Below are 20,628 nucleotides of genomic sequence, written 5' to 3'. Positions count from 1 at the left end.
GGCCGTCAGCCGGGCACCGTCGTCTTGGCGGGCTCGTGGTCCGCGGCTGACGATGACGTGGGTGTGGCAGGTGTGTCACGGCGGAACGAACGGGTGATGCTCCCGATGACGGAGAAGCGTCCCTGGCTCTTGTTGTAGACGTCGAGTGCGACGGCGAGCAGCAGAACCAGGCCCTTGATGATCTGGACGCGGTCGGTGCCGACGCCGAGGAGCTGCAGGCCGTTGTTGAGCACCGCCATCACCAGGCCACCGACGATCGAGCCGCTGATGGTGCCGATACCGCCGGAGACGGCCGCGCCACCGATGAAGACCGCGGCGATCGCGTCCAGCTCCCAGCCGTTGCCGTCCTGCGGCCCGGAGGCCGCCGAACGGGCCACGAAGATCATGCCGGCCAGTGCGGCCAGGACCGACATGTTCATCATGACGAGGAAGTTGACCCGCTTGAGCTTCACGCCGGAGAGTTCGGCAGCCCGGGAGTTGCCGCCGACCGCGTAGATGTGCCGGCCGCCGGCGGTGTTGCGGGTGTAGAAGGAGTACGCGAGGACCAGCGCCACGAGGATGATCCCGGAGACCGGGAAACTGGTGCCGACGCGGCCGCTGGCGAAGCGCAGCGCGGCGAAGACGATCACGCCGACCATGACGGCGATCCGCAGCACCGAGATCCACATCGGGGCGGGATCGGCGTCCATCTCCCGGCGGGTCTTGCGAGTCTGAAACTCGCGCCACACCACGGCTACACACGCCGCCAGGCCGAGCAGCAGCGTCAGGTTGTTGTAGCCCGTGCTCGGCCCGACCTCGGGCAGGAACCCGGAGCCGATCACCCGGAAGCCCTCCGGCACCGGGATCGTGTTCGCGTTGCCGATGAACTGGTTACCGCCGCGGAAGAGCAGCATGCCCGCCAGGGTGACGATGAACGCCGGCACCCCGATGTAGGCCACCCAGAAGCCCTGCCAGGCGCCGACCACCGCGCCGATCGCGAGGCCGAAGAGGATCGCGACGGGCCAGGGCAGCGACCATTCCGCCATCGACTTGGCCACCAGGATGCCGGCGATGGCGGCGACCGAGCCGACCGACAGGTCGATGTGCCCGGCGACGATCACCATCAACATGCCGATGGCCAGGATGAGGATGTACGAGTTCTGCTGGAACAGCGCGATCAGGTTGTCCGACCGCAGGGTCAGGCCGTCGGTCAGGATCTGGAACAGAACGACGATCGCGACCAGGGTGAAGATCATCCCGAACTGGCGGGCGTTGGAGGTGGTGCCTCCGAAGAGGTTCTTCTGCAGGTCCTTGAATCGGCTCATCGTGTCTGCATCTTCTTCGTCGAGGTCATCTGCTTCATGAGGGTCTCCGGATCCGCGTCCTGCCGGGTGATCTCCCCGGTGATGGAGCCTTCGAACACGGTGTAGATGCGGTCGCAGAGCCCGATCAGCTCAGGCAGTTCCGAGGAGATGACGATCACGCCCTTCCCCTGGTCGGCGAGCCGTTGGATGATGCCGTAGATCTCGTACTTGGCGCCCACGTCGATGCCGCGGGTCGGTTCGTCGAGGATCAGCAGGTCCGGGTCCGTGAACATCCACTTCGCCAGGACGACCTTCTGCTGGTTGCCGCCGGAGAGCTTGGAGACGCTCTCGTCGACCGTCGGGGCCTTGGTCCGCAGTTCCCTGCGGTACGCCTCGGCCGCCTTGTACTCCGCGACCTCGTCGAGGACGCCGTGGTGCGTGACCTTGGACAGCTTGGCGGCCACCGTCGACGCCTTGATGTCGTCGAGCAGGTTGAGGCCGATCGCCTTACGGTCCTCACTGACGTACGCGAGCCCGTGGGCGATCGCGTCCGCCACCGACTTCAGCACGATCTCCTTGCCGTCCTTGATGACCGTGCCGGACTCGTACACCCCGTAGGAGCGGCCAAAGACGCTCATCGCCAACTCCGTGCGGCCCGCCCCCATGAGACCGGCGAAGCCGACGATCTCGCCGCGGCGCACGACGAAGCTCTCGTTCTTGCAGACCTGGCGCTCGGCGGAGATCGGGTGCCGGACGTTCCAGTCGCGGACCTCGAAGAAGACCTCGCCAATCTTCGGCGTGTGGTCCGGGAACCGGCTGCTCAGCTCGCGGCCGACCATGCCCCGCACGATCCGGTCCTCATCGACGCCGTCCGCCTTGACGTCCAGTGTCTCGACCGTCCTGCCGTCACGCAGGATGGTGATCTGATCGGCGATCGCCTCGATCTCGTTCAGCTTGTGCGAGATCATGATCGAGGTGATGCCGCGCCCGCGGAAGCCGCGCAGCAGGTCCAGCAGGTGCTGGGAGTCGGCCTCGTTCAGCGCGGCGGTCGGCTCGTCCAGGATGAGCAGCTTCACATCCTTGGCGAACGCCTTGGCGATCTCCACCAACTGCTGCTTGCCGACACCGATATCCTTGATCAGCGTGTCCGGGTCCTCCTGCAGGCCGACCCGGGCCATCAACTCCAGCGCCATCCGGTTCGCGGACTTCCAGTCGATCGCGCCGCGCCTGCGCGGCTCGTTCCCGAGGAAGATGTTCTCGGTAATCGACATGTCCGGGATGAGCGCGAGTTCCTGGTGGATGATCACGATGCCCGCGTGCTCGCTCGCCCGGATGTCGGAGAAGCGGGTCTCCGCGCCCTGGTAGACGATGTCGCCGTCGTAGGTGCCGTGCGGGTAGACCCCACTGAGGACCTTCATCAGCGTGGACTTGCCGGCGCCGTTCTCGCCGCAGATCGCGTGGATCTCGCCGGCGCGCACCACCAGGTTGACGTCGGAGAGGGCCTTGACTCCGGGGAACTCCTTGGTGATGGAGCGCATCTCCAAAAGGATGGGCGCCTCGCTCATCGTTCGCACCACCTCGCCACCATCATGGATCCCTCCGGAAGGGGTCTGACCTTCAGCTGTTTTTGTTGCCGATGGCAACCTATTGCGCGCAGAAGATCGTCCGCAAGCCTCCGGCTCACCGATTAGGTAACAAACCTGCAATATCGATACGCATGCACGCCACCCTCGCCGCGCTGATGCAAGCTGCCGCAGGAGGCGAAGAGCCCAGGCCGCCGTTACCCCTCGGTTGCCGGCACCCGCATCCTCAACTCAAGTCCCCAGCCGCTCACCTCCCGACCGTCGCTGCTCCTACCGAACGCTCGGTAGCCCGAACGTGACCGGTAGCCGGTGGCCGTCCACCCGGTAGGCGTTCAGTCCGTAGATGCCGTCCTGCCCTGGCAGGGCGTTCGTTCCCCAGCGCAACGGCTGTCGTCCGGGAACCACCTGGGCAACTGCTGCCTCGATTGTGTCCCAGCCGGATGCCTCGACATCAACCTCAGTCACGATCCGCTTTCTCGTCGCCGCGCTGGCCCTCGGTGTTGACGTCCGTCCCGTGAGGCTGGGCCCTCTGTCCGCAATGTCCCGGAAACAGCTCGGTCAAGCATGGGGTGGGACCAGACAGCCGGCAGACGGCTGGCTGCAGTGTCGATCCCTGGTAGCCGGTTGGCCCCGCTACCCGGTCCACCGACCGCAACCTTGTGTCCGACAGCCCTTGCCGTGTCCTGCGATGATCAGCGGGGTGTTGATGGGAACGAAGGACCGGAAAACTGTGACTGGCCGACTGTCGTGGAAGCGGGTCCATCCCATGGGCCGCCACCAGCTACTCCTCGGCTTCTTCCTGGGCTTCGGAGTGCTGTTCACGGTGGTGATCTCGGCGAGCTTGTTGGGTCGTGCTGGGGGCGGTCACTGGAACGTGCATCCTGCCGTCGGGATAGCAGTCATCTATGGAGTCCTGGCGGTGTGGCTGACGTTCGTCGCCCGGATGTATCTGACCGGCATTTTCGTCAACGACCATGGACTACGACTTCGGTACGTGTTCTTTACCCGCACCCTGCCCTGGGCTACGGTGACCGGCTTCGACGTCCGACCGGCCCGAATATTCGATACGGACACTGACCGGCAGGCGTGCTGGGTGTCGACGACGAGTGGGACGTACGAGACCCCTGTGCAGCTCAGCTCCGGCACAGCCGCATTGCAAAAGAGGTCAGGCCCGGTGCTCCCTGCCGACGACTTCAACCGGATGGTCGACCAGCTTGAGCGTCACCGTCGAAGTCGAGGCCATTGACATACCCTGATCGCCCTATGGTGACCGCCGCATCGGGCACGGGCCTCCTGCCATGCGGCTGATCCGACAGGTTGGCCGGGGGCCGGGCGGAATACCGGCTCCCGTGCCAGTGTGCGACGTGGATCGCTATCGTCGCCGCATGCCCGACCTGATCGCGCCCACCGTCCGCCTGCGCGCCGCCTGGCTCGAGGCGCGTGACGAGTGGGGACCCGGCGTCCACGAGGACGGCTTCGGGCTGCAGCCGTCCGATGAGGTGGACTCGCCTGCCGGGTTCGCGACCTGGGTGGCCCGGCTGGCTGACGAGACGGATCCGGCGAAGCCGCTGGACGGCGGCCGGGTGCATTGCACGTACCGATGGATCGTCGAGGGCGACCGGGTGCTCGGCGCGATCGCGCTACGGCACGAGCTCACCGACTTCGGCCACATCGGCTACGGCATCCGGCCGTCGGCGCGCCGGCGCGGGCTTGCCACGTGGGCGCTGGGCCGGATGCTCGACGAGGCACGGTTGCTCGGCCTGGACCGGATGCTGATCATTTGCGAGGTAGACAATATCGCCTCGGCGAAGACGATCGAGCACCACGGCGGCGTCCTCGAGGAGGTCCTGGACACCGAACACGGCGCCGTGCGGCGTTACCGGATCACGATCTAGCCCACCAGCCTGCCTTCCTACGCCCAGGCGCCGATCTCCACCCGGGTGCGGATCGACGCCTGGCCGCCGTGGAACGGCACGCACCATTGTGGGCGTTGCCCGTGGCCCACCTGGTTGGATGGGCCCACCCGATGGTTGGTCTGTGCGGCGTCGGTAACGGGCTGCTCGTCGTCGCCCTGGGCGTCGCGCTTATCGCCGGTTGCCTCCCGCAGGGCGGGGCCCGTGGCTTCGATGGCCTGGCGTTGCAGGCGGAGCCGGACGTGAAATGGTGACGTCGGTTATCGGAACTGTCCGAATGCATCCCTCCGCGGCTTGGACTCGGGTTGTGCCTCGTGCAAGACCGTCGTTGGGTTCGTGTCGGCGAGTTGCGAACCACGGAGCTGTGGGGTCCCGGGCTGCTCCGGTTGCTGTCGGATGGCAAGATCGTGCCCCGTGATCGATGATGCTGACTTATCCGACACGCATTGCGCGGTGGGGACGCCGTGAGTAGTCCGGATCTCGTGGAGGCTCGCCCGTGAGGGCGGTCATCGTCGCGGCGGCAGTCGCGTTCGTCATCTCCCTGTTCGGTACGCCTGTGGCGATCCGGGTCTTTACCGCGCTTAAGGCCGGACAGCCGATCCGGTCCCTCGGACTTGCCTCGAACCAGGGCAAAACGGGCACCCCTGCGATGGGTGGTGTCGTGTTCATCGTGGCGACCCTCTGCGCCTACGTCGCCGGGCACGTGGCGCTGACCACGCTGCCCGAGCGGCAGATCGCGCAGGAGAAGCCGACCATGACGGCCCTCGTCCTGCTCGGCCTCTTCGTCTTCTGCGGCGCGGTCGGCTTCGTCGACGACTTCCTCAAGGTCCGCAAGCGCAACTCTGACGGCCTATCCGCAAAGGGCAAACTGCTCGGCCAGGCGATCGTCGGCGGCGGGTTCGGTCTCGCCGCGCTCTACGTGGCGAGCACCAACGGCCAGACCGTGGCCAGCGAGCACATCTCGTTCATCCGAGACATCAGCTGGCTGAACGTCGGCAAGGTCGGCTCGGTGATCGTGTTCGTCTTCGTGATCACGGCGATGTCGAACGGCGTGAACCTCACCGACGGCCTCGACGGCCTGGCCACCGGTGCGTCGATCCTGGTGCTCGGCGCGTACGGGCTGATCGGGTTCTGGCAGTACCGGCACTGGTGCGCAGACGAAACGTACGCCCGCGCGAATGACTACTGCTACCAGGTCCGGGATCCCCTGGAGGTCGCCATGATCGCGGCGGCGGCGGCCGCCGCTTGCGTGGGCTTCCTGTGGTGGAACACGTCCCCGGCGCGGATCTTCATGGGTGACGTGGGCTCGCTCGGGCTCGGCGCCCTGATCGGCGGGCTCGCGGTGGCAACCCGCACCACGCTGCTTTCGATCCTGATCGGCGGGCTCTTCTTTATCATCACGACGACCTGGGTGATCCAGATCGTCTCGTTCCGGACCACCGGTAGACGTGTCTTCCGGATGGTGCCGCTGCACCACCACTTCGAGCTGGCCGGGTGGAGCGAGGTCAATATTGTGGTCCGGTTCTGGACCGTGGCCGGCGTCTGCGTGGCGGCTGGCCTGGGCCTGTTCTACTCGGATTTCTTGGCGGCCGTCGGATAAAAGCCACGGAAACGTCTGGGTCGTGCCAGCATCGCCGTCAGCGTTGGTCGGTGGGATCGGCTTGTTGCCTGCCGATACCGCGGATCACCGCGCTCCTCGACGACCCGGAACTGGCCGAGGCTGCCGCGGCCAACCCGGCCCTACCGGTCGATCAGATGGTGCGAATCCTGCGGCCCGGCGGTTGTGGCGCCCGAGGGCGGTGACGGTGACCGGATTGCCGTCGCTATCGCAAGCTGGTCATCTTCCTGCTCCTGCGCGAGCGGGACGGCGACGCCGACGGGTACGGCGAGTACGACCTGTGCGACGCCGTCGCCGAGGCGTACCCAGAGACGGTCCCCAGGACGTCGGCCCGCTCGGCGAGCGCCGGCTCGACCACGGCGCCGTCTGGCTGACCATCACCCTGTGGTTGCTGCCCGTGGTGCTGGCAGCGGTCGTGCTCTTCGCTGGCCTGCGCCTGGCTGTTCCGCTCGCCCGGCGGTGGGTCCGCCGCCGGGCCGAGCTGGCGGCGGCCCGCGCGTCAGCGGAGTCCGCCCTGGGCCGCCTGGCCGCGCACCTCACGACCCGCACCCCCGATCCCGGCGAGGTCGACCGGATCTCGGCGAGCTGCATCGGACTAGTTGAGGCGCTCAACCGCGCCGAGTCGCGCGAGGAGCTGGCGCTGCCGCGCAGACCGATGGCCGCGGCACGACATGGCCGTCCATTGTGGTGGAGCGCCGGCCTCCCGGGCCGCCGACCGGATGGACGGATCGGGTACGGTCTGCGGCATGGACGCACGTCACCCCGTGGCCCGCGATGCCCACGACCGGCCCTCGACCGGAGACGTCCCCGGTCCGACGTGGTACGAGCGGCAGATCGAAGGCTTCGGCACCGTCCGCATCCGGCCCGTGGAGCCGGTGCACGATATCGATGTGATCCACGACTGGGTCACTCAGGAACGGTCGCGATTCTGGGGCATGCTCGACGCGGACCGCGAACGGGTTCTGGAGATCTACGAGTACCTGGACTCCCTCACCACACACCACGCCTACCTCATCCACCGCGACGACGAACCGGTCGCGCTCTTCCAGACGTACGAACCGACGGCCGACCCGGTCGGCGAGTGTTACGACGTCCAACCCGGTGACTTCGGTATCCACCTGCTGATCGGCACACCCTCCGGCCGCACCGAGCGGGGTTTCACCGCCGCCGTCCTCTCGACGTTTCTCGCCTTCGTACTGGCCGACCCGGGCCGGCGCCGGATCGTGGCCGAGCCGGACGCACGCAACGACAAAGCCATCGCCCGCCTGATCCGGGCGGGTTTCGTGCCCGGGCCACAGATCGACCTGCCTGAGAAGCGAGCCCAGCTGATGTTCCTGGACCGGGCGGTGTTCGACGGATGACAGTCCGGTCGGCGACGGAACTGGCCGGCGGCCGGACGGGGTCAGCCTAAGTTGACAATTCTGTGGGGAGCGCCATTGCCGCACGTCCGACCGGCGATCCGGTGAGCGGCATCTATCGGGATCCGTGGGGAATTCCGCACCTACGGGCCGACACGGTCGACGACCTCGCCCGGCTGCAGGGCCGCGTCGCGGGCACCGACCGTGCCTGGCAGATCGAGGTGGAGCGGTGGCGCTCCGAGGGCCGGCTCGCGCAGCACGTCGGCCCCGCTGAGCTGGGCTGGGACCGATTCGCCCGACGCGCCCGCCTCGACGACACCGCACGACGCTGCTTCGAGCGGCTCAACCCGCGTACCCGACGCTGGGTCACCGCCTACGTCGACGGGGTCAACGAGGGACTCGCCGAGGGTGCGGCCGCGGCACCCGAGTTCGCGACGGTCGGCTGCGCGCCGGGCCGGTGGCGGCCGTGGTCCCCGCTGGCTGTCTTCCTCGTCCAGCACGTGCTCTTCGCCACCTTCCCCAACAAGCTGTGGCACGCCCACGTCACCGCCACCCTCGGTCCCACCGCGACCGACCTGTTCGCCCTCGAGGGCCCCGGCGGATCCGGCAGCAACGCCTGGGCGCTGCCCGGCGACCCCGCGACCGGCCGGGCACCGGTCATCGCCGGCGACCCCCACCGGCTTCTCGAACTGCCCGGCATCTACCAACAGGTACGCCTCGCCTGCCCCGAGTTCGACGTGCTCGGCTTCGCGTTTCCCGGCGTCCCGGGCCTTCCCCACTTCGGTCACGCCGGCGAGGTGGCCTGGGCCATCACCAACGCGATGGCCGACTACCAGGACCTCTACCGCGAACAGTTGCGCCGCGACGGCGACCGGATCCTGGTCCGCGAGGCGGACGGCTGGGTGCCCGCGCAGTGCCACGTCGAACGGATTGAGATCCGTGGTGGCGAGCCGGAGTCCGTCGAGGTGATCGAGACGGCCCGCGGACCGGTCATCGACCATGACCGGGGCACCGGTGAGGCGATCAGCCTTCGTACCCCCAGCCGCGCGGAGGAGAGCCTCGGCTTCGACGCGCTGCTGCCGATGCTGCAGGCCACGAGCGTCGACGACGTGGCGGAGGCGTTGCGCGGCTGGGTCGAGCCGGTCAACAGCGTGCTCGTCGCGGACCGGCGCGGGCACGTGCAGCAACTGGTCGCCGGGCTCGTTCCGGTCCGCGACGACCGGTGCCGACGGGAGCCGGTGCCCGGGTGGGATCCGCGATACCGGTGGCGGGGCGGTTACGCGCCGCTGACCCGCACCGAGGTCGACGGGTTCGCGGTCTGCGCCAACGACCGCCGCGACGACGTGGCCAACCTCGGCGCCGACTTCGCCCCACCGCACCGCGCCCGCCGCATCCGAGCCCTGTTGGCCGAGGGCGTGGAGGCGGAGGTCGTACACATGGACACCCGGCTGGACGCCGCGGCCCTGCGCGGCGTGCTCGGCCGGCTGGAGCCCGACGGTCTCAGCGGGCCGGCGCGCGTCCTGCGGGAGCGGCTGATCGCCTGGGACGGGCGGATGCAGGCCGACAGCACGGACGCCGGTGCGTTCGCCGCGTGGCGTACGGCGCTGGTCCGCCGGCTGCACGACCACCCCTGCCTGCGCCCACTGCACGCCCCGAGCGCGTTCGACGAACTCTTCGCGCCGTGGACCGACCCGCTGTCCCGCATCGGCCATGCCCTCGACCGAGTGGTCACCGGGCTGCACCGCCTCGGCGGGGAGATCGGACCGGTAGCGGCGGCGGCGCTGGAGGAGACGGCGCAGGACGGACCACCCGGGGAGTGGGGACGACGCCACACGCTGCACCCGGTCCACCTCGGGGTGGATCCGACGGTCAACGCCGCGGTAGAGGCCATGCGCGCGCGGGTCACGCTGGGCGGCGACACGGACTGCGTGCTCGCCACGTCCAGCGTCCCCGGGGTGTCCGACGCGTGCTGGCGGGGGCCGGTCGCCCGCTACGTGTGGAACCTGACCGACCGCGCGGACAGCCGCTGGATCGTCCCCTTCGGCGCCTCCGGACGCCCCGGCGACCCGCACTTCACCGACCAGCTACCACTGTGGGCCGGCGGCGAGCTCATCCCCGTGGTCACGGACTGGCGCGAGCTGATTCGACAACCGGGCGACGAGGAACGCGTGACCTAGCAGGAGAAGCTCCCCGGCTTCGGCGAGCTGTCGCTCGTCGTGCTCGACCCACGGCCCCACGCCGAACTGGTGCACGGCTGGGTGACCCGGCGCCGCGCCACATTCTGGGGGCATGAGCTCGCACTCCGATGGCACGACGTGGGCCAGCGGGCCCGAGAGCGACGCGGATGGCATTGACACCGTGAATCGCAGAGTGCGTATGATCAAATTGGTTGTCCACCCGCAGTCCCTCGACCGGCCCGCCGGCAGCGACCCGCTGAGCAGCCTGTCCGACCTCGTCGGCGACCGGGCGGCCGGCTTCGTCGCGGTCGCGCTGCAGCAGGCGCACCAGCCTGACGACGCCGCCGACTGGTGGCTCCGCGCCGAACGCCCCATGCTCCGCAGCGAACTCGCAGCCCACCTGACCGATCTGGCCCGGGCCGGACTCTCCGGCGTCACACCTCAGGAGGAGAAGTGATCAGCACCGTGCCCAGGAGCGTGGATCCGGCCAAGATCCGCGACGTCCTCGACGGCCGCTGGGCGCACGTGCGCCGCGACGCCCGGGAGAAGCTGCACGACGAGGAGTTCGTCCCGGTCTACGGCGAGAGCGTGCAGGAAGCCCGCGAGCGAGTCACCCGTATGGCGAAGAAGCTGGCCGACTCCGGCCAGGTCTGCCTGGGCTTTCCCAAGGAGTACGGCGGCGAGGCCGATGCTGGCGGCTCGGTCACCTCGATCGAGATGCTCGCCTTCGGCGACCTGTCGCTGATGGTCAAGGCCGGCGTCCAGTGGGGCCTGTTCGGTGGCGCCGTTCAGCTGCTCGGCACCAAGCGGCACCACGACGGGTACCTGCGCGACATCATGAGCTTCGACCTGCCCGGCTGCTTCGCGATGACGGAGACCGGGCACGGCTCCGATGTCCAGCAGCTGCGGACGACCTGCACCTACGACCCGGATACGCAGACGTTCGACCTGCACACCCCGCACGAGGCCGCGCGCAAGGACTACATCGGCAACGCGGCCAAGGACGGGCGGATGGCCGTCGTCTTCGCGCAGCTGATCACCCAAGGGACCAACCACGGGGTACACGCCTGGCTGGTGCCGATCCGCGACGGGCAGGGCAACCCGATGCCCGGCGTGACCATCGGCGACGCCGGCCCCAAGGCCGGCCTCAATGGCGTCGACAACGGCCGGCTGACCTTCGAGCACGTCAAGGTCCCCCGCGACATGCTGCTCGACCGGTACGGGCAGGTGGCCGAGGACGGCACCTACACGTCGAGCATCGGCAACGAGACCCGGCGCTTCTTCACCCAGCTCGGCACGCTGGTGCGCGGGCGGGTGAGCGTGGGCGGCTCGGCCGGCTCGGCGACGAAGCTCGCGCTCGACATCGCGGTCCGCTACGGCGACATCCGCCGCCAGTTCACCGCTCCCGGCGAGGGGCGCGAGATCGTCATCAACGACTACCTCGTGCACCAGCGCAAGCTGCTGCCGGCGCTGGCCACCACCTACGCGCTGCACTTCGCGCAGGGCGAGCTGGTGAGCCAGATGCACGACGTCCAGACGGCGGTGCACGAGCACGGCCAGGAGATCGACGAGGCCGCCCAACGCGAGATCGAGTCCCGCGCCGCCGGGCTCAAGGTCGCGCAGACCTGGCACGCCACCCGCACGATCCAGCTCTGCCGGGAGGCCTGCGGCGGCGCCGGCTACCTGCAGGAGAACCGGCTGCCGCACCTGAAGGCCGACACCGACGTCTTCACCACCTTCGAGGGCGACAACACAGTGCTGCTGCAGTTGGTCGCGAAGGGCCTGCTCACCGGCTACCGCGACGCGTTCGGCTCGCTCGACGGCTGGGGCAGGATCGGCTTCATCGCCGATTTGGTCCGCGAGACGGTGCTGGAGCGGACGGCGGCCCGCGGGCTGATCCAGCGGCTCGTCGACGCCGTCCCGGGGCGGGACGACGACGTGCCGATGCTCGACCGCGGCTGGCAGCTGAAGACCTTCGAGGACCGCGAGAAGCACGTGATCGAGGGCGCGATCCGGCGGCTGCGCAATAACGCGGCGACCGACGGCATGAAGCCGTTCGACATGTTCAACAACGTCCAGGACCACGTGCTGCGCACCGCGCAGGCGCACATCGACCGGGTGGTGCTCGAGGCGTTCGTCGCCGGCATCGAGCGCACGACGGACCCCGCCGCGAAGGCGCTGCTCGAGAAGGTCTGCGACCTCTACGCACTGTCGACCATCGAGCAGGACAAGGCGTGGTTCCTCGAGCACGCCCGGCTGACCCCCACCCGCGCCAAGATGCTCACCGCCGCGGTGAACCAACTGCTCCACGAGCTGCGGCCGCACATGATCACGCTGGTCGACGCGTTCGCCATCCCCGAGGAGTGGAAGGCCGCCGCGATCCTGTCCGAGGAGCACGACCGACAGGAGGCCATGGCCGCCCGCGACGCCGCGGTGCGCGCCGAGGCCGAGGGCGCGCAGACCCCATCGGAGAGCGCCACCGACCTGGAGATCGCCCCCGCGCAGTGAGGGGTGCTCGGGACCTGCGTGACAGAACGGTATCGGGACCGGCGTGAGACCCGACACGGCCGGCAGCCGTTCCAATTTTCGAGGAGCGCCTCCCCCGTTGGCGACTGATCACTTCCCCGGCTTGTAGCTCCGCTCGACATGGCCCTTGAGGTCATCGGGATAGAAATAGACGGGCCGGAGGTTGCCGCTCGCGTAGCGTTCCGCCTGGTCGTTGAAGTGCGGCGAGTCGGGATGCCCGCTCGCGCCGCCCGCCGTTACCGCCCAGGCGCGCAGCCTCGGCCCGAACTCCACGACGGCCACGAAGCTGTTGCCGCTGGTGCCGTAGTAGCGCTTCGTGCCCGGGTAGCGCCGCGCCCCGAACGAGGCGAGCGAGCCCCACTGCGCGGAGGTGAAGGGCACCGGGATGCTCGGCCTGTCGTCGTCGAACGTCTGGACGATCGCGCCGTCGTTGCGCTGGAAGCGGTTGATCTCACCCCAGGGCACCTGCCAGCTGCCGAAATCCTGCGTCAGCCGCTCCACCGCCGCCTGCAGCGCCGCGAGCCGCTGCGCGTCGGTCGCGCGCTCGGCCAGGTAATCCCACATCGACATGCCCGCGTCTCTCGCCGCCTGGGCCAAGGGCGCCCAGAGCGCCTCACCCCAGAACACGGCCAGCGACGTCGCGGTTGATTGCGCGCCCCAGCGGTAGTCCCAGCCGCGGAGCACGCCGATCGGGCCGGCGAGCTCCGCCTTCTGCTGGTCGCCCTCGGGCAGCTTGTCCCACGCCGCGACGAGCCCCGGCACGAGCCGGACGAAGGCGGTGAGGTACGGATCGAAGGCGGCTGCGATCAGCGTCTGCGGGGTGAAGTCGCGCCGCGCGGTCAGCACCCGGATCACCTGCGGCCCGCGCGGATTCTCACCGGCCTGGTCGAAGTAGCGTGGATAATCGGCGGCCCGGGGGCTGTCCGCGCCGGCCGCGGTCCAGGGCCAGTTGTTCGCGTTGAACGCCCAGCCATTTCTCGGGTTCACCGCCTGCGGCAGGCTGTTGAGGCTGTGCAGCCCGCGCCAATCGGTCGCCGGGTCACTGCCGTCGACGGGCCTGCGATAGTCGAAGCGATCGTGCCGGACCGGCATGAACTGCGGCACCAGGAAGGCGATCTCGCCCTTCGAGTCCGCGAAGAGGGTGTTGTTCGAGCTGTTGGCCTTGAGACCTGCGACCTGGATGAAGTCCGCGTAATCCCGCGTCTTGGTGCGCAGGAAGCTCTGTTGCAGCGCCTCGAGGGGCCGGTTCATCAGCGCGAACGCGATCCACTTGCCGTCGACCTCGCGCACGATCGGGCCGTGGTGCGTGGCGAAGGTGGTGAAGCTGCGCTGCGCCCGCCCGCCATCCGCGGTGCGATAGGACAAGGTGATCGTCTTTGTCGTCACCGGCCGCAGCGCGCTGCCGTAGCGGTAGGAGCGGCGACCATCCGCCCCGATCACGATCGTCTCGGCGAACTCGTCGACGTTGTCGACGCCGCTCGACGTGTGCATCCAGCCCGTGTTCGCGTTGAAGCCCTGGTAGATGAAGAACTGTCCCCAGGTGGCGGCCCCATAGGCATTGAGCCCTTCCCCGCTCGTCACATGCTGCTCCGACCGGAAGAAGAAGCTGGTGTGCGGGTTGATCAGCAGGAGTGCGTGGCCGTCCCGGGTGTGGCTCGGCGCGATCGCGATGCCGTTCGAGCCACTGGGCTCGCGGAACAGCAGCCCGCGCTCCTCATCGGTCATCGGCACCGCACGCCTGCCGTAGAAGGCTTCGAGCTGGCTGAGCGGCACGCGCTCGATGTCGCCGCCGATGCTGCCCTCGGAGAAGCTCAGCGGCATCCACGGCTCGAACCGATCGATCACGCGTGGCTGCACCTCGGGGTGGGTCGCGAGGTAGTAGTTCAGCCCGTCCGCCCAGGCCTGCATGAGCGTGCGCAGCCAGGCCGGGCTCTTCGCGTAATCCCTCTTCAGCACCGCGGGGTCGACGAACAGCCGCTGTCGCAGGTCCTGCCAGATCGCACTCTCGCCCTCGGCCTCGGCAAGCCGGCCGAGGCTCACCAGGTAGTTGCGTTCGATCCGGTTGAAGTCGTCCTCCGCCTGGGCGTACATCATCCCGAACACCGCATCGGCGTCGGTCCTGCCCACGACGTGCGGGATGCCCCAGTCATCGCGGGTGATCGTCACGTGCGCGGCTTGCCGACGCCAGCGGGCGAGGTCGGGTGCGTTCTTCGCGGGAGCGGCGGACGCGCCGCCGGATGGCAGCGCTGCGGCGGCCGCGGCTCCAGCGGCCAGTCCGGCTGCTCCGCCCAGGACGCGGCGCCGGCTCACCCCTTCGTTCTGCGGCTGGTTCATGAGTTGGTCCGCCTTTCTCGGGGTCAAGGGATCATGCGGCGTTTACGCGATCTGTGACGGTGGTGGGAGTGGCGCCCCACCACCGTTCCCGGCGGTAACGGCGGCGATCGGTGCCGCGAAGACCATCTCTCTCCGCAGCGCTACTGCCAGTCCACGTTGCTGAATCCGCGGCGTCTCATCCCGACGCATCGATACGATCACCGCGGCACGGATTCCGAACGATCGCGGGTCGGTCGCGACCGGACACAGATCGTCGTGAGGCCGACCGCTCGTGTGCGCGGGCGGCCGTACGCGACGACGCGGTCCGATGGCTGGTCGGTGACGGCCACCGTTCGGCCGGGGAACGGCAACGATCATCGCCGCCTCCTGGGCCGCTTGGTGATCAATCTGCTCTCAAATGACTACCACTCGCTCGATGGCGCGGCAATAGAGGTAGACAGATATTTGCCCTCCAGGCGTGGCGGTTGCGAGAGCGAGTGGATCCGGGCGGTGGCTCGCCGCGTCCGTGACTACTCGGTATCGCGACCGCCGAACGCGAGGTCCTGACCCTGCGCCTCCAGCAGCTGACGGGAGCCGGGACCGGCTCACCAGGCAACCCTCGCCCGCCGAGGTCACCGCCACCGGTGGATCAGGCGGTCCGGGTCGTGAGCCGCCGGTACGCGGCCAGCGCGGTGTCGACGAGCAGGAACGCGAGCAGACTGATCCCCAGCAGGGGCAGGAAGAGCCCGACCGCGATCGCCACCACCGCTACGGCGTCCAGCGCTGTCCAGGGCAGCGCCCGCAGTGCGCCGGGGGCCGTAGGCCGGGCCGGGGCGCCACCGCGCGGCGCTGGTGGGCCGCCGCTGCCACCACATGCGGTAGCCGAGCACCAGCATCGTGACCAGGCCCGCCGCGAGACCGGCCAAAGCGACCTAGTCGGGGAGTCCCCGTAACTCGCTGCCGCTACGATCGCGTGGGTGGCCGCGCTGATCAGCGCCAGAGACCCCGTACGCCCGCCGCGGCGGTGTTCCAAGCTGGGAACTGAAGTCAACGGCTATCGAGGACAGGTAGGCGCTGATGCGTAACTGGCTACTCGGCTTGAGCATCGCCGTGCTGTGCGTTCTGCTCAGCTGGGCGCTGCTGGTGATGCTGGCCCGGCGGCTGCCACCGGGCATCATGCGGGACCTCGCCGCCTTCATTCCCGATTGCGTCACCACGGTGCGGCGGCTTCGCGCCGACCCGCGCGTGCCCCGCCGGGCGAAGATCGCTGTGGTGATCGCCGGGTTGTGGGTGGCGAGCCCCGTCGACCTGATCCCAGAGTTCCTGCCGATCATCGGCCCGCTGGACGACATCGTGGTCGTCGCCCTCGCGCTGCGCTACGCCGGGCGGCATGTGCCCCGCGACGTGCTGCTGGCCGCGTGGCCCGGCGAACCGCGCCTGCTCGAACGGCTCCTGGGCTCACCTGGGCCGGGGAAGAAGCGCCGGCTACAGGCGTAACGGGCGCAGCAACCGCGACACCCCGGACCATCTCGCCCAGCGGTTCCCGGCGCAGCGGGACTGCCCGTACGGAGGCGGTGCGTGGCCGTGCTCACCACCCGTCACGAGCCGCCAGAGCGCAAGTGTGGGGACGGGACGCCGTCGCCGCTCACCGTTCGCCGGCCCGCTACCGGCGTGCACCGGGCCGCTACCGGTACGGTCCCGGCGCGGCGGGGCCGACTTCCTGGTCGACGGTCGCACGGTCCCGGCCTCCCTTCGACAGAGCCTGCAGCCCACCACGACCGCATCTTTGACGGTGTGTCGGGGGACGCAGAGCATGCAGAGCTGCGCCCCGTGGCAGAGCATCACCCATTGGCCGGTGCGAACGTCGGCCCGATCGAACCGAGACGAAGGGACAGCGATGAACGGCATCGACAAGAACACCCTGGACGAGGTCGTGGCCAAGACCTTCAAGGAGCTCAGGACCGCGATCGACACGCACAGCGAGAAGAGCATCGAGATGTACAGCCTGGCCCTCCGTGCCTTGGTGAAGCTGCGGGCGCAGGTGATCGCCGAGGAGCGTACCGACGGCTGACGCGCGGCCACGGGACGCCGGTCGCCGCCACCGGGGGCCGGCGTCGGCGTCCGTGAGTGACCTCACCGCGCCGCTCGGTCCGCTCGTGCCGCCAACGCAACGAGCTCGCCGTGCCGCGTCGGGGTGACCCGGCCCGCTGGCATTCACCTGTCCACACAGGTCACGAGGCGAGCGGCATTGGCCGAAGGCCGATCGGCACGACGTCGTGGAGCTGCGGCGCCGTGATCACGTCACCCGCGACCACTATCTCCGAGCCAGAGGCGGAGATCGGAGACACCCTCCGCGGGACACACCGAAGGGCTCATAGTTTGCGTAGCCGGGTAGACCGGGACAGCGGGCGGGGACTGCTCCGCCGCGACTTAGCTTCACCTGCGGGGCCGCGCTCATGCGCTCGCCAGACCACGGCAATAAGCCATTTCCAACCTGATGGTGCAGCTCAGTGGCGTGGTGAAGGTCGGTAGCCAGGTTAGGCGAGGCTCCCGGTAAGACAAGCAATCGACCAAGGAAGATGCCCCTACCGGGAGCCTCGTTGCTGGCTTACCCCGCCTCGATCCCGCTGTCCACCCGATCGATGAACCATCTCGCCGACCTGATCCGCACCCACCGCCACCAGCGACGATCGCGCTGGCGCCGACTCGACCCCGGCCGGCAGGCCCTGCTCGCCCTGGCCCACCTGCGCAACGGCGGCACCCCTAGTGATGAGTTGTCACGCCCGGACCCGTCACACCTACGACAGGACACGACGAGGCGGAAGGATGACGTGATGAGTGCGGACATGCGGCTGGAGGAGCTGGGCGTGAGCGGGCTGGGCGAGGTCGACGAGCCGGCGTTCTCGGGGCTGGCGAAGCGGCACCGGCGGGAGCTGCACGTGCACTGCTACCGGATGCTCGGGTCGTTCGAGGACGCCGAGGACACCGTGCAGGAGACGTTCCTCCGTGCCTGGCGGCGGCGGGAGACCTTCGAGGGGCGGTCGACCTTCCGGGCCTGGCTGTACCGGATCGCCACCAACGCCTGCCTCGACCTGCTCGCCAAGCGCCGCCCGGAGCCCGCGACCGGCGGCGAGGTGCTGTGGCTGCAGCCCTACCCGGACCGGCTGCTCGACGAGCTGCCCGCGGGCGACGCGGACGAGCCGGAGACCGTCGCCGTCGCGCGGGAGACGATCGAGCTGGCGTACCTGGTCGCAGTCCAGCACCTCGCGCCGCGCCCGCGGACCGTGCTGATCCTGCGGGACGTGCTCGGCTGGCCGGCGAAGGACGTCGCGGAGCTCCTCGGGGACTCCGTCAACTCCGTGAACAGCGCGCTGCAGCGGGCCCGCGCCGGCATGCGGGAGCACCTGCCCGCCGAGCGGCAGGACTGGACCGGCGGCGAGGAGGACGCCGGGACGCGCGAGCTGGTGCGCCGCTATACCGACGCGAGCGTGGCCAAGGACGTCGACGGTCTCGCTGCCATGCTCCGGGACGACGTCCGCTGCTCGATGCCGCCCACGCCAGGCCTGTACGTCGGCCGCGACACGGTGGTGAACAGCTGGGTCAAGGACGGTTTCGAGGATCTGGGGCAGCTGCGCTGCGTCCTCACGTCCGTGAACCGGCAGCCCGCCGCCGCCTTCTACCTCTGGCGGGAGCAGGAGGGCGCGTACCTGCCGCTGACGATCGACGTCCTGCGCGTCACCGGCGGGGCGATCACCGAGATCGTGACGTTCCACGACGACCAGTTCCCGCGGCTCGGGCTGCCGGAGCGCCTGCCGGCGGACGGCACGGAGTAGTCCGGGTGTGGACGCTCGCGCTGCGCGGTGGCGGGCGTGTCGCGGTGATCGCGGCGGAGCGGTGCGACGCGTTCGGCGTCGTCACCCGCGGGCGGGTGCAGCTGGAGTTGCGCGACGGCGAGCCCGGGCCGGTCCTCGGACGCGACGCCGGGGTCTGACTCCGCGGCACCGGCGTCCGCGCCCTGCGGAAACCCCGGCCGTCGCACGGCGAGGGTGCGCATCGTCACGTCCAGGGCCAGGACCGTCACATGCCAGTCAACACACCCCGCACGCCAGTTACCGAATGATGGAGGAACGACATGAACAGCATGAATGACACCGGGGTCGTCGCAGGCCCGGCATCGGGCCAGACCAGCCACACCCACCGACTCCGCGGGCTCGCCGTCACCGGCTTCATTGCCACGCTCGCAGCGATGGTGGCCACCACCCTCGCCGCTGCGCTTGCCCAGGCCGTTGGCGTCGATTTCGAGGTCCCCGATGGCGGCGAGACGATCCCGTTGTCCGGGTTCGCCGTGGTGACCGGCTTCTTCTCGGTCGTGGGCATCGTCATTGCCGTCGCTCTTCTTCATTGGAGCGCTCGCCCCGCCCAGCGATTCGTGTGGACGGCAGTGTCGCTGACCGCGATCTCGTTGGTCCCGCCCCTCCTCTCCGGGGCAAACACCGCCACCACCACCGCCCTCCTCGGGCTACACCTCGTCCCTGCGACGGTAATGATCCCCACCCTGGCGCGGAGCCTCCGCACCCGGACCGATTGACGATCCCGCAACGGGACAACGCGCGGCGTAAGGGCGTGCGCACTAACGCGGCCCCGGTGCTCCCACCCTCCATTCCAGGTTCCTTTTCTTGGTCAATTCGAAAGCTGAGTCGCGTGTGCGAATAAGCACACAGGCACCTTGCGGGATGAAGACCAACTCTGGCGAGATGACGTGAACCGTCGACATGTACTTCGCCAGGCGGCATTCAGCTCCGCCGGCTCGAATCGGGTCGGACATGTGCTGGAGGGCCGGCCCGCGGACGTGCTCACGGCTGCCGCGACAGCGGCGGATCTGCTCGTGCTCGGCAGCCACGGTCACACCCGGCGGTGCTCGGCTCGGTGAGCGAGGAGTGCATCCGCAAGGGAACGTGCCCCGTCGTCGTCATCCCGGTGCCCGCGCCGGCCCCCGAGGTCCCGGCGCAACCCGCTCGCCAAGCATGATTCCCACATACGAGGGGACGCCCCGCAGAACGGGGCGTCCCCTCGTATGTGGCCGGTGTCAGGCGATGCCGGTCGGTACCCCGGGCCAGGAGTCGATACCGGCCAGCACCGTGTCGTCGAACTCGTAGCGCAGCTCGTTGACCACCTCGACTACTCCGCTGACCCGCCCCGCGAGCCGGCCGGCAATGTCAACCGTGGTTCGCCGGTCCAGCTGGCCGGTCAGGGTGACGACACCGTTGTGCACCTCGACGCGGACCGTGCCGTCCTTGACGGCCAGCACCCGGTGCAGGACCTCCTGGGCGACGTCGTGGCGGATGTCGGCGTCGGGGCGCAGGTGCACCTTCAACAGGTCACTGCGGGTCACGATACCGACGACCCGGCCGAGATCGTCGACGACCGGGAGGCGCTTGACCTGCTCGCGGTCCATCAGCTTCGCGGCGGCCACGAGCGAGGTGTGCGGGAACGTCGTCACGGCCGGCGCGGTCATCAGGTCGCGCGCGATGCCGGCCTCGCCCATTGCCCGGGCGCTACGGCGCCGGTGTCCCTCGAAGATGCGCCGCTCGTGCGGCTCGCCCATCCACTCCACCTTGTGCAGCAGATCGGCCTCGGACACCACGCCCCGCACGTGCCCGAAGTCATCAACCACCGGTACGGCGCTGACGCGCCGGCCCGTGATCACATCAACGATCTTCCGGTAGGGGGTCTTCTCCCCCACCGTCGCGACGTCCGTGGTCATCACGTCGCGCACCTGCCATGTTCTCATCGCCAACCTCCTCCAGGTCGCTCCGAGCTCAGGCTATGGCGGGGCCGAGGGCCCCGGTGAGAGCCG

At 69.2% G+C, this 20,628-nt stretch carries 19 protein-coding genes and 1 pseudogene; 15 read left to right on the top strand and 5 right to left on the bottom strand.

Annotation, left to right across the window (positions count from 1 at the left end; translation table 11 throughout):
- Positions 1-5 precede the first annotated feature (5 nt).
- From mmsB to AB0J06_RS05245, 3 genes are all read right to left on the bottom strand, one after another.
- A complete protein-coding gene (gene mmsB, locus AB0J06_RS05255) occupies positions 6-1,304 on the bottom strand; it encodes a multiple monosaccharide ABC transporter permease (protein ID WP_357424833.1) in 1,299 nt (432 codons plus the stop codon).
- Positions 1,301-2,848 (bottom strand): multiple monosaccharide ABC transporter ATP-binding protein, encoded by a 1,548-nt coding sequence (gene mmsA, locus AB0J06_RS05250; protein ID WP_357424831.1) that lies wholly within the window; start codon positions 2,846-2,848, stop codon positions 1,301-1,303. The genes mmsB and mmsA overlap by 4 nt, the downstream gene beginning before the upstream one ends.
- Before the next feature lie 288 nt (positions 2,849-3,136).
- Positions 3,137-3,331: a hypothetical protein gene (locus AB0J06_RS05245; protein WP_357424829.1), complete on the bottom strand. Its 195-nt coding sequence runs from the start codon at positions 3,329-3,331 to the stop codon at positions 3,137-3,139.
- Positions 3,332-3,554: 223 nt separating this feature from the next.
- On the opposite strand from AB0J06_RS05245, the gene AB0J06_RS05240 reads away from it, so the two are divergent.
- The 8 genes from AB0J06_RS05240 to AB0J06_RS05205 all read left to right on the top strand — a co-directional run bounded on the left by AB0J06_RS05240 (position 3,555) and on the right by AB0J06_RS05205 (position 12,440).
- Entirely contained in the window at positions 3,555-4,112 is a 558-nt protein-coding gene (locus tag AB0J06_RS05240; RefSeq protein ID WP_357424827.1) for a PH domain-containing protein, read from the top strand.
- Positions 4,113-4,251: 139 nt separating this feature from the next.
- On the top strand, positions 4,252-4,761 hold the full coding sequence (locus tag AB0J06_RS05235; RefSeq protein WP_357424826.1) for a GNAT family N-acetyltransferase: 510 nt from the start codon (positions 4,252-4,254) through the stop codon (positions 4,759-4,761).
- A 101-nt stretch (positions 4,762-4,862) separates the two neighbouring features.
- On the top strand, positions 4,863-5,033 hold the full coding sequence (locus AB0J06_RS05230; protein ID WP_357424824.1) for a hypothetical protein: 171 nt from the start codon (positions 4,863-4,865) through the stop codon (positions 5,031-5,033).
- 242 nt (positions 5,034-5,275) lie between these two features.
- Positions 5,276-6,379: a phospho-N-acetylmuramoyl-pentapeptide-transferase gene (mraY, locus tag AB0J06_RS05225; RefSeq protein ID WP_357424822.1), complete on the top strand. Its 1,104-nt coding sequence runs from the start codon at positions 5,276-5,278 to the stop codon at positions 6,377-6,379.
- A 764-nt stretch (positions 6,380-7,143) separates the two neighbouring features.
- A complete protein-coding gene (locus AB0J06_RS05220; protein ID WP_357424820.1) occupies positions 7,144-7,758 on the top strand; it encodes a GNAT family N-acetyltransferase in 615 nt (204 codons plus the stop codon).
- A gap of 101 nt (positions 7,759-7,859) precedes the next feature.
- The gene (locus AB0J06_RS05215) at positions 7,860-9,932 is read left to right on the top strand and encodes a penicillin acylase family protein (RefSeq protein ID WP_357424818.1); all 2,073 of its coding nucleotides are present in this window, start codon (positions 7,860-7,862) and stop codon (positions 9,930-9,932) included.
- A 199-nt stretch (positions 9,933-10,131) separates the two neighbouring features.
- Entirely contained in the window at positions 10,132-10,389 is a 258-nt protein-coding gene (locus AB0J06_RS05210) for a hypothetical protein (protein WP_357424816.1), read from the top strand.
- Complete coding sequence (locus AB0J06_RS05205; protein WP_357425065.1) at positions 10,389-12,440, top strand: acyl-CoA dehydrogenase; 2,052 nt, start codon at positions 10,389-10,391, stop codon at positions 12,438-12,440. Before AB0J06_RS05210 ends, AB0J06_RS05205 begins: the two co-directional genes overlap by 1 nt.
- A 108-nt stretch (positions 12,441-12,548) precedes the next feature.
- Here the strand turns inward: AB0J06_RS05205 and AB0J06_RS05200 are convergent, their stop codons facing one another.
- Entirely contained in the window at positions 12,549-14,792 is a 2,244-nt protein-coding gene (locus AB0J06_RS05200; RefSeq protein ID WP_357424814.1) for a penicillin acylase family protein, read from the bottom strand.
- A 1,056-nt stretch (positions 14,793-15,848) separates the two neighbouring features.
- Between AB0J06_RS05200 and AB0J06_RS05195 the strand changes: the two genes are divergently transcribed.
- From AB0J06_RS05195 to AB0J06_RS05165, 7 genes and pseudogenes are all read left to right on the top strand, one after another.
- Positions 15,849-16,268, top strand: coding sequence for a DUF1232 domain-containing protein (locus AB0J06_RS05195; protein WP_357424812.1), 420 nt, complete (start codon positions 15,849-15,851; stop codon positions 16,266-16,268).
- 400 nt (positions 16,269-16,668) lie between these two features.
- Positions 16,669-16,842 carry a hypothetical protein gene (locus AB0J06_RS05190; protein WP_357424810.1) on the top strand — a complete coding sequence of 58 codons (174 nt, stop codon included), beginning with the start codon at positions 16,669-16,671 and terminating at the stop codon, positions 16,840-16,842.
- A gap of 529 nt (positions 16,843-17,371) precedes the next feature.
- Positions 17,372-17,527 (top strand): annotated as a pseudogene (locus AB0J06_RS05185) (IS5/IS1182 family transposase); the annotation flags it as partial.
- 78 nt (positions 17,528-17,605) lie between these two features.
- Complete coding sequence (locus tag AB0J06_RS05180; RefSeq protein WP_357425063.1) at positions 17,606-18,604, top strand: RNA polymerase subunit sigma-70; 999 nt, start codon at positions 17,606-17,608, stop codon at positions 18,602-18,604.
- Between the two features lie 5 nt (positions 18,605-18,609).
- Complete coding sequence (locus tag AB0J06_RS05175) at positions 18,610-18,762, top strand: hypothetical protein (RefSeq protein WP_357424808.1); 153 nt, start codon at positions 18,610-18,612, stop codon at positions 18,760-18,762.
- A gap of 141 nt (positions 18,763-18,903) precedes the next feature.
- On the top strand, positions 18,904-19,359 hold the full coding sequence (locus AB0J06_RS05170; RefSeq protein ID WP_357424806.1) for a DUF6069 family protein: 456 nt from the start codon (positions 18,904-18,906) through the stop codon (positions 19,357-19,359).
- Between the two features lie 171 nt (positions 19,360-19,530).
- On the top strand, positions 19,531-19,701 hold the full coding sequence (locus tag AB0J06_RS05165) for a hypothetical protein (RefSeq protein ID WP_357424804.1): 171 nt from the start codon (positions 19,531-19,533) through the stop codon (positions 19,699-19,701).
- Positions 19,702-19,857: 156 nt separating this feature from the next.
- On the opposite strand, the gene AB0J06_RS05160 is transcribed toward AB0J06_RS05165, so the two are convergent.
- Positions 19,858-20,562, bottom strand: a complete 705-nt coding sequence (locus AB0J06_RS05160) for a CBS domain-containing protein (protein ID WP_357424802.1) — start codon at positions 20,560-20,562, stop codon at positions 19,858-19,860.
- Between the last annotated feature and the right edge of the window lie 66 nt (positions 20,563-20,628).

Source organism: Micromonospora sp. NPDC049679 (genome assembly GCF_040659735.1).
GTDB lineage: Bacteria > Actinomycetota > Actinomycetes > Mycobacteriales > Micromonosporaceae > Micromonospora_I.
The sequence above is the reverse complement of the archived record's forward strand: the minus strand, read 5'-3'. Positions and strand labels throughout refer to the sequence as shown.